Genomic DNA, 569 nt, shown 5'->3' on the forward strand with positions numbered 1-569 from the left:
GAGCGAGAGCGCGGAGCTGCGCACCTACCATTCCACCATGGCCGCGCAGTCCAACGCCTATATGAACGCGACCTGGGCGGTGAGCGTAGCCAAGGCCGGCGACGAGGACGGCTCGGGCCTGATAGGCGGTTCCTGCATCGTCAGCCCGAACGGGCTGGTGGTGGCGCAGGCCAAGACGCTCGGGGACGAGCTGATCGTCGCCGAGATCGACCTCGACGACTGCCGGCAGGGCAAGGAGAAGATGTTCAACTTCGCCCAGCATCGCCGTCCCCAATGGTACGGCCGCATCGTGGAGCAGATCGGCGCGGTCGTGCCGGACTGAAGCGGGRTGACCGAWGGCGCGAAGGCGCCGGAGGTCTGAATCCCGCGCCTGGCCACTATTGGGCCAGCGGCGGCCTGAGCTGCGCCCAGGGCCGCGCCTCCTCGAAGGCGGCGCTGGCCTGGAGCACGCCGAGATCGTCGAAGCGCTTGCCCACGATCTGCAGACCGACCGGCAATCCCGCCGGGGTGAAGCCGCAGGGGATGCTCGCCGCCGGGCTGCCGGACCAGTTGAAGGGGTAGGAGAACCC

2 protein-coding genes are annotated in these 569 nt (G+C 69.1%); one reads left to right on the forward strand and one right to left on the reverse strand.

All coding sequences use genetic code 11. The annotated features are described in order from the left end of the window. Positions 1–322: nitrilase-related carbon-nitrogen hydrolase (locus AC1DWF_RS37225; RefSeq protein ID WP_476843440.1), on the forward strand; the 322-nt coding region annotated here is incomplete at its 5' end. Between the two features lie 55 nt (positions 323–377). Here the strand turns inward: AC1DWF_RS37225 and AC1DWF_RS37230 are convergent. Beyond that, on the reverse strand, positions 378–569 hold a 192-nt coding region (locus tag AC1DWF_RS37230; protein ID WP_476843441.1), incomplete at its 5' end, for an amidase family protein.

This window comes from Aminobacter sp. P4_D5 (assembly GCF_056401815.1).